We start from the raw sequence: 8,681 nt of genomic DNA, 5'->3' as shown, positions 1-8,681 counted from the left end.
TACCATTCCCGACCAGCAGGTGGCCGAAGACAGTGCCTTCACCTTTACTATCCCGGCGGCCACCTTCAGTGAGCTGGGGACGCTCAGTACCCTGACCGCCACCCTGGCCGACGGTTCGGCATTGCCTGCCTGGCTGAGCTTCGATGCCAGCACCGGTACCTTCTCTGGTACCCCGGAGAACGGCGATGTGGGTAGCCTGAGCATCCGGGTCACCGCCATGGACAGTAATCAGGTCAGTCTGAGCGCTGACTTTACCCTGACCATTGCCAATACCAACGATGCCCCGACCGCCGGGGTGATCAGTGATCAGCGTGCCACCGAAGATGCGGGCTTTACCTTTACGGTTCCCGCGAACACCTTCAGTGATGTGGATGCCGCTGACAGCCTGACCTACACCGCCACCCTGGCCGACGGCTCGGCCCTGCCCAGCTGGCTGAGCTTTGATGCCAGTACCCGTACCTTCTCCGGTACGCCGGATAACGGCGATGTCGGTGCGATCAGCATCCGGGTCACCGCCACCGATACCAGCGGTGCCTCGGTGAGCAGTACCTTTAGTCTGACCGTGGCCAATGTGAACAATGCGCCTGAGGCAGGGGCGATCAGTGATCAGCGTGCCACCGAAGATGCGGGCTTTACCTTTACAGTTCCCGCGAACACCTTCACTGATGTGGATGCCGGTGACCGTCTAACCCTGAGCGCCACCCTGGCCGACGGTTCCGCCCTGCCTGCCTGGCTGAGTTTTGATGCCAGCACCGGCACCTTCTCCGGTACGCCGGATAACGGTGATGTCGGCATCATCCGTATCAAAGTCACGGCGACCGATACCCAGGGGGCCGCTGTCAGCAGCGACTTTAGCCTGACCGTGATCAACACCAATGACGCGGCCAGCTCTGGCGTCATCCCCAATCAGGTTGCGACCGAAGACAGCACCTTCCGCTTTACCCTGGCGGCGGACACCTTCATCGATGCCGATGCCGGTGACCGTCTGACCCTGAGCGCCACCCTGGCGGACGGTTCGGCGCTGCCGAGCTGGCTGAGCTTTGATGCCAGCACCGGTACCTTCTCCGGTACGCCCACCAATGATGATGTTGGCAGTCTGACCATCAGGGTCACGGCCACCGATACCAGCGGTGCCTCGGCCAGTACCCAGTTCACACTCAAAGTCGTGAACACCAATGACGTGCCCACCAGTGCAGGCATAGCAGATCAGGTCGCCAATGAAGACAGCGCCTTCCGCTTTACCGTCCCGGCGGGCACCTTCCGTGATGTGGATGCCGGTGACAGCCTGACCTACACCGCCACCCTGGCGGACGGTTCGGCCCTGCCGAGCTGGCTGAGCTTTGATGCCAGCACCGGTACCTTCTCCGGTACGCCCACCAATGATGATGTAGGCAGTCTGACCATCAAGGTCACGGCGACCGATACCAGCGGTGCCTCGGCCAGTACCCAGTTCACACTCAAAGTCGTGAACACCAATGATGTGCCCACCAGTGCAGGCATAGCAGATCAGGCCGCCAGTGAAGACAGCGCCTTCCGCTTTACCGTCCCGGCGGGCACCTTCAGTGACGTGGATACCGGTGACAGCCTGACCTACACCGCGACGCTGGCCGATGGTTCGGCCTTGCCCAGCTGGCTGAGCTTTAACGCCACCACGCGTACCTTCTCGGGAACGCCCACCAATGACGATGTAGGCAGTCTGACCATCAAGGTCACGGCAACCGATACCAGCGGTGCCTCGGTGAGCAGCAGCTTTAGTCTGACCGTTGCCAATACCAACGATGCGCCCACTGCGGGAGTGATCAGTGCCCAGAGTGCCACCGAAGACAGCGCCTTCCGCTTTACCGTCCCGGCGGGCACCTTTGCCGATGTGGATGCCGGTGACAGTCTGACTCTGAGTGCTACCCTGGCCGACGGTTCGGCGCTACCGAGCTGGCTGAGCTTTGATGCCAGCACCGGCACCTTCTCCGGCACACCGGATAACGGCGATGTCGGTGCGATCAGCATCAGGGTCACCGCGACTGACACCAGTGGCGCTTCGGTCAGCAGCAGCTTTAGCCTGACCGTTACCAATACCAACGATGCACCCACTGCGGGAGTGATCAGTGCCCAGAGTGCCACCGAAGACAGTAGCTTCAGCTTTACCGTCCCGGCAGGCACCTTTGCCGATGTGGATGCCGGTGACAGTCTGACTCTAAGTGCCACCCTGGCCGACGGTTCGGCGCTACCGAGCTGGCTGAGTTTTGATGCCAGCACCGGCACCTTCTCCGGTACCCCGGATAACGGCGATGTGGGCAGCCTGAGCATCAGGGTCACGGCTACCGATGCCAGTGGCGCTTCGGTCAGCAGTAGTTTTAGTCTGACCGTTGCTAATACCAATGATGCTCCGACCGCTGACAGTGTCAGCAATCAGTCCGCGGTGCAGAATCAGGCCTTCAGCTTTACCTTGCCTGCAGGCACCTTTGCCGATGTGGATGCCGGTGACAGCCTGACCCTGACAGCCACGCTGGCGAATGGAGCGGCCCTGCCCAGCTGGCTGAGTTTTGATGCCTCAACTGGCCTGTTCAGCGGTACGCCGGCGGCCGCCAATGTGGGGTCCCTCAGCATTACGGTGACCGCCACCGATGCTGACGGTGCTCAGGCCACCACCACCTTTACGCTGACCGTGGCCCGCGCCACCAGCACGGGGGGCGACCCGGAGTTCCGGACCAATGGCTCCGAAACGCCCACGACGTCACCCACACCGCCCGCCGGTGGAAATACTTCTGGGAATGGTGGTCAGAGTGGGCTGTCGTTCAACGGCTCACTGGGAGGCATTGGCGGTAACGGTGGCAACGGTGGCAACTCAGTCGTCACCTCGATCTTCCAGTCGGGTACCACCAATGGCGGTAACGGTGGGTTCTCTACCTCGCAGATCGGCAGCACCTTCCAGTCCGGTAGCGGTGGTGGTCTTGGCTCCTTCAACAGCAGTCTGGGCAGTTTCCCCAGCTTCAACAACGGTGGCGCCCTGGGCGGTAGCTCGACCCTGGCGGGGATGTTCTCGGGCATTCACCTGCCGTCCATCACACCCATGCAGATCTTCTCCGGCGGTAGCTGGAGTAATATCGATGTGGACAACGGCGGCTTTGGTGGCACTGGAGGTATTTCGGGTAGCGGTGGTGCCGGTGTCCCTCTGGCCGCGTTCTCGCCCGGCCTGGATCAGCAATTACGCGCCCTTGATGACAACGAACTGCAGCGGATCAGTGCCATTGAACATGCTCTGCTCGAATTAGGCCTACAACAGGGATAATCCAGTGAAAGGCAATCTATCCATGACAATGACGAACACCTTTAGGAGCCACATTGTGTCTAATGGCCGTAAGTTATTCAGCCTCAGTGTCATCGCCCTGCTGGTCAGTGGCTGTGCCGTGACCAGCCAGCCCATCTCCAAGGTGCAGAGTGAGCAGCGGGTGCAGCAGGATCTGGCACAGATGTTCATTAATCAGGAGCCGGTGACAGCGCCCATCACGCTACACGATGCCATGGCCCGCGCCCTCAAATACAACCTTGAAGCCCGGCTCAAGGTGATGGAGGAGGCGCTGGCCCAGCGTCAGCTGGATCTGTCGCACTTTGATATGCTGCCGAAGATGGCACTGGCTGCCGGTTATTCCGGCCGCAGCAATCTGAGTGCCTCCAGCAGCCTCAGTGTGGAAACCGGCCAGCAATCGCTGGAGCCGTCCACGTCGCTGGACAGTGATCGCGATGTGGCCGATCTGACCATGGTGTGGAACGTGCTGGACTTCGGCGTCAGTTATGTGACTGCCCAGCAGAAGTCGGATCAGCGCTGGATCGCGCAGGAGCGCAAGCGCAAGGTCATTCATACCATCATTCAGGATGTGCGTTCGGCCTACTGGCGGGCCGCGGCGGCGGAGCGTCTGCTGAGCAAGATCGACAGTCTGATTGATCGCGTCAATGAGGCGCGCGCCACCAGTCAGCGCATGACCGCCCAGCAGGTCGGTGATCCGATTGAGGCGCTGAGCTATCAGCGCGCGCTACTGGATGCCTTGCGTCAGCTGGAAGAACAACGCCGCGCCCTGTCACTGGCGAAGACCGAGCTGGCCACGCTGATGAACCTGCCACTGGGGTCCACCTATACTCTGGCGGTGCCGGATGACACCAACCTGCCGGTTCCGCAGCTGAACGTGGATTTCAACAAGCTGGAAGAGGTGGCGCTGGTCAGCCGTCCTGAACTGCGTGAGCAGGATTATCAGGTCCGTATCAGTGCCGCGGAAACCCGCAAGTCTCTGCTGCGGATGTTACCGGGGCTGGAAATCGATGCCGGTGGCCATTACGACAGCAACTCCTTCCTGGTCAATCAGAGCTGGGCGGATGTGGGGGTGAAAGTCACCTGGAACCTGTTCAACCTGCTCTCAGGCCCGGCAGCAAGAGATGCGGCCAAAGCCAATGAGGTGGTAGCAAAAATGCAGCGTCAGGCCATGTCACTGGCGATCATGGCGCAGCTCTATGTGGCCCGTGCCAACTACAATGAAGCCCTGCGTCAGTACAAGACCAGCACCGAGCTCAGTGGTCTGGATACCCAGATTGCCGATCAGCTGCGCAATCGCTACAAGGCCAACAGCATCGGGGAACTGCAGCTGATCCAGGGCGAGCTGAATGCGCTCAATGCGCATCTGCGTCAGGATCTGGCCTATGCCGAACTGCGTAATGCTTACGGTCAGGTGTTTGCTACTGTAGGTCTGGACCCGCTGCCGAAGATGCTGAAGTCGGATAAGGTCGCGGATATCAGTCAGGCGCTGGATCAGACGGAAGCGGACTGGCAGCAAGGCAAGATGGAACCGCTGCAGTCGTTCTGAACGACAGGGTGAAGTATTAACAACCAGTGCAGTGACGGAACTCCCGCCACTGCACTCTGTTGAAAGCTCTGCGGGGTTGAAAGCTCTACGGGTAGTAACCAGACAAGACCTGTCTCTTTTTTAGTCCAGCCAGATCAGCGAAGCCATGCGGCCGGTCTGCCGGTCACGACGGTAGGAGTAGAACAGTTCAGGCTGACTGACCGTGCAATACTCACCGCCGTATATCCGCTCAATACCTGCCTGACGCAGACGTAGTCGTGCCAGTTGATAGATATCCGCCAGCCATTTCCCGGGTAGCTCTCCCGCTACAAATGCCGCGGCAGCATCTCGTTGCTGGGCAATAAAGGCTTCTCGCACCTCATCTCCCACTTCAAATGCAGCGGGTCCAATCGCTGGCCCAAGCCAAGCCATTAGCGACACCGGAGCGACAGCCATGGCCTGAATGGTGGCCTCCAGTATGCCTGCACACAGCCCCCGCCAGCCAGCATGGGCACCTGCCACGACCAGCCCTTTGTCATCACAGAACAACACGGGCAGACAGTCCGCTGTCATGATCGCCAGCGCCTGGCCACGATGACGGGTCACACTGGCATCAGCCTGATAATCCTCCGCTTCGCCAGGGCACGCCACATCCGTACCATGCACCTGTACCAACCAGGCTGGAGGCTGCTGAAGATTCAACTCTGCCTGCAACTGAAGACGATTGGCATGCACGGCCTGGGGATCATCCCCCACATGGTCACCAAGATTGAAGCTGTCGAAGGCCCCCTGGCTATGCCCTCCCAGGCGAGTGGTACACAGCGCTTTAACATTGCCTGGAGCAGGCCAGTCTGGATAGACGTATGACAAGATCGACCTCCTATCTCTTTACGGTCATCGCTTTTATTGTTGGACGACATCTGCCGAAGAGTGATCTCAGATGGTTCAGGTACAGCCTGAGCCGTACCTGATCATTCATACAAGCTCAGTTAAAGATAATCGTCATAACCCTGACGGTCTTCATCCAGTGCAGCTAACAGCGCCTTGAGATCTTCAGGTAGTTCCACTTCCCACTCCATCCACTCTCCGGTTGCAGGGTGTGAGAGTTCAAGACGCTTGGCATGCAGAGCCTGCCGCTGAAACAGACGCAGAGCATCCTGCAAATCAGGAGTACAGCCCTTGGGTAAACGGTTACGGCCACCGTACAGTGGATCACCTACCAGAGGGTAGTGGATATGTGCCATATGGACACGTATCTGATGGGTACGACCGGTTTCCAGCTTGCAACGAATGTGGGTGTGGGCGCGGAACTTCTCCAGCACGCGGTAATGAGTTACCGCATTCTTGCCGCTGCCTTCCGCGACGACAGCCATCTTTTGCCGGTGACGACTATGACGCCCCATGTGCTCATCAACCGTACCACCGCCGGTCATCACACCCTGCACCACTGCTTCGTATTCACGTCCCATGGAGCGTTCCTGCAGCTGCTCAACCAGGTCGGTCTGCGCCTGAATGGTCTTGGCTACAACCATCAGTCCGGTCGTATCTTTGTCCAGTCGATGCACAATACCGGCACGGGGCACTACATTCAGCTCAGGAGCATGATGCAGCAGTGCGTTCAGCAGCGTTCCTTCGCTATGCCCTGCAGCTGGGTGAACAACCAGACCTGCTGGTTTGTTCAGAATCAGGATGTGCTCATCTTCGTAGACAATCGGCAGATCAATTGCCTCCGGTAGCCAGCGCTCCTGTGCCTCCAGCTCAGCTTCAAGCTCAAGCCATTCGCCACCGAGCAACTTTTCTCGGGGTTTGCAGGCACGTCCGTCTACCTTTAATGCTTCTTCTTTGATCCAGGTTTGCAAACGGGCGCGGGAATAATCCGAAAACAATTCGGCAGCGACCTGATCAAGACGCATCCCGCCTTTGTCCATAGGGACTTGCAGTCGATGCTTAATGGTTTCACTCATGTTGACTCTGTGCTCATGGCTAAATGCATGCGTAGCCTTGTGGTTGCATGGCTACGCTCCCCCGGCAAGGCAACTATGATCACTGCCCCAGACTTCAGGGTCAGCGGTTGTTGCTTTGCACCGGGATGAAAACCGCCAGTATACAGGGACACCCAAGGTTATTCAGCACACAGGCTGTACACCTGAACGAATACCGCTAGAATAACCGCCTTGAGTATTCACGAGCGGCAATGGTATTCCGATGCGACAAGGTAAACTCCTGCTGGCTTCACTGTTGGCTGTCACCCTGACGGGCTGTTCTTCTTTAAAGCCGAAAGAGCCCGACTATCCAGAACAGGTCATGTACGAGAAGGCCACTCAATCACTGGACGATGCACTCTGGGATCAAGCTACAGATTGGTATGAAAAGCTGGAGGCCCGCTATCCGTTCGGTCGTTACTCTGAACAGGCTCAGCTTGAGTTGATGTATGCCTACTACCGCTCAGGCAAGACTGCACAAGTACAGGCTTCCGCAGATCGTTTTATCCGCGTCTATCCCAATAGTGAGTATGTGGATTACGCCTACTACCTCCGCGGCCTGACCGCGTTCGAAGAAGATCAGAGCCTGATTGACCGTTTCCTGCCTACTGATGAAACTGAACGTGATCCCGGTGCAGCGAAAGACTCTTACAACGACTTCGCCACACTGGTACGGCTCTATCCCAACAGCCCCTACGCGTCAGATGCACGTAACCGCATGGTTTACCTGCGTAACCGTCTGGCTCGCTATGAAATTCACGTCGCCCAGTATTACCTGAAGCGCGGTGCGTATCTGGCAGCGGCCAATCGTGGTAACTATGTGGTGGAAAACTTTCAGGAAACACCCGCCGTACCCGATGGCCTGGCAATTATGATTGTGGCTTACAAAGCGCTAAATGAACCCACGCTAGCTCAGTCAACACAAGAAGTGCTAGATCTGAACTATCCCGGTTATGACAAAGATGTGCTGAAGCAGGAAAGCGTCTTCGACCGTTACACCATGGGCGTATTCCAGTCTTCAGACACCAAGCTGCCTGTACCCACGCTGGTGAAATCAAACACTGAGGCACCGGCCCAGCCTGCAGTTCAGCAACCCGCAGAACCTGAAGAGCAGCAACCTGCCGCAGACGATGATGGCAATAATCGCAGTCTGTTTCACAAGCTGACGGGCGGACTGTTCGAGTAACCGCCACCCTGAAGTGAAAGCCCGGCGCGCTGCTGCGCGTCGGCAAGCCAGACGATGTAAATAAAAATGCCCCGCAGACATCACTGATGATCAGTGCCGCTCTGCGGGGCATTTTTTATGCTTCAAAAAGAGGCTTAAGAAGAGAGCGTCAACATGTCAAACTCATGCGCACGGCGCTACGACGCGATCAGTAGCGCCATCTGACCAAAAGACATCAGTAAACGATGTTGCCTCAGTACTCTTCGTGCTCGACCTCTTCTTCGTCGCCGAAATCCTCACCACTGCCATCAAGACCATCACCTTCATAGTCGGCATCGGCTGGCAGGACACCACTCAAATCTTCCATCGTGTCACCACCCGCTTCATCATCGTCGCTCTTTGGTGACTTGGCAGGTGCATACACCGGGACAAACGTCTTCAGCCCTGAACGCTTCTCCGATGTGCCACCCTTGCCCGCTTTCTTCATCCGTTCAAGCTGCTCTTGCAAGGAACCAAACTTACTCATGCTTCCCCCTGTAACCTCAAGTGCCGCTGCTCCGCCCCAGGCGATTTACCGCTAAGTATGAGCATAGAAACGGACTTGTCCAATTCACAATAAAGCCAAATTTGCCACCATACGCGAACAGGACTGAGAGCAGACACCATCAGTGTTTCACGCATGCGGCGCTATTGTGGGGGTATTTT

6 protein-coding genes are annotated in these 8,681 nt (G+C 57.8%); 3 read left to right on the top strand and 3 right to left on the bottom strand.

Annotated elements, in window-relative coordinates; genetic code table 11:
* Together WH50_RS26620 and WH50_RS11845 are read left to right on the top strand one after the other, a co-directional pair.
* Positions 1-3,286, top strand: a 3,286-nt coding sequence (locus tag WH50_RS26620; protein WP_207780273.1) for a putative Ig domain-containing protein, incomplete at its 5' end; no start/stop codon positions are given.
* Positions 3,287-3,341: 55 nt separating this feature from the next.
* Complete coding sequence (locus tag WH50_RS11845; protein ID WP_110187495.1) at positions 3,342-4,850, top strand: TolC family protein; 1,509 nt, start codon at positions 3,342-3,344, stop codon at positions 4,848-4,850.
* Between the two features lie 120 nt (positions 4,851-4,970).
* On the opposite strand, the gene pgeF is transcribed toward WH50_RS11845, so the two are convergent.
* Both pgeF and rluD read right to left on the bottom strand, forming a co-directional pair.
* Entirely contained in the window at positions 4,971-5,699 is a 729-nt protein-coding gene (pgeF, locus tag WH50_RS11840) for a peptidoglycan editing factor PgeF (RefSeq protein WP_110187490.1), read from the bottom strand.
* A 119-nt stretch (positions 5,700-5,818) separates the two neighbouring features.
* Complete coding sequence (rluD, locus tag WH50_RS11835; protein ID WP_104151637.1) at positions 5,819-6,793, bottom strand: 23S rRNA pseudouridine(1911/1915/1917) synthase RluD; 975 nt, start codon at positions 6,791-6,793, stop codon at positions 5,819-5,821.
* A 241-nt stretch (positions 6,794-7,034) separates the two neighbouring features.
* Between rluD and WH50_RS11830 the strand changes: the two genes are divergently transcribed.
* Positions 7,035-7,997, top strand: a complete 963-nt coding sequence (locus tag WH50_RS11830; RefSeq protein WP_110187489.1) for an outer membrane protein assembly factor BamD — start codon at positions 7,035-7,037, stop codon at positions 7,995-7,997.
* A 232-nt stretch (positions 7,998-8,229) separates the two neighbouring features.
* Here the strand turns inward: WH50_RS11830 and WH50_RS11825 are convergent, their stop codons facing one another.
* Positions 8,230-8,502 (bottom strand): hypothetical protein, encoded by a 273-nt coding sequence (locus WH50_RS11825; protein WP_110187488.1) that lies wholly within the window; start codon positions 8,500-8,502, stop codon positions 8,230-8,232.
* Positions 8,503-8,681 lie beyond the last annotated feature (179 nt).

Origin of the sequence: Pokkaliibacter plantistimulans, assembly GCF_003194385.1 — a bacterium.
GTDB lineage: Bacteria > Pseudomonadota > Gammaproteobacteria > Pseudomonadales > Balneatricaceae > Pokkaliibacter > Pokkaliibacter plantistimulans.
This window is presented reverse-complemented; position numbering and strand designations above follow the sequence as displayed.

What these genes read in the sequence shown, in the direction of transcription:
- rluD (WP_104151637.1), bottom strand. Translation starts at nt 6,793, where the DNA reads ATGAGTGAAACCATTAAGCATCGACTGCAAGTCCCTATGGACAAAGGC.
- WH50_RS11830 (WP_110187489.1), top strand. Translation starts at nt 7,035, where the DNA reads ATGCGACAAGGTAAACTCCTGCTGGCTTCACTGTTGGCTGTCACCCTG.
- WH50_RS11825 (WP_110187488.1), bottom strand. Translation starts at nt 8,502, where the DNA reads ATGAGTAAGTTTGGTTCCTTGCAAGAGCAGCTTGAACGGATGAAGAAA.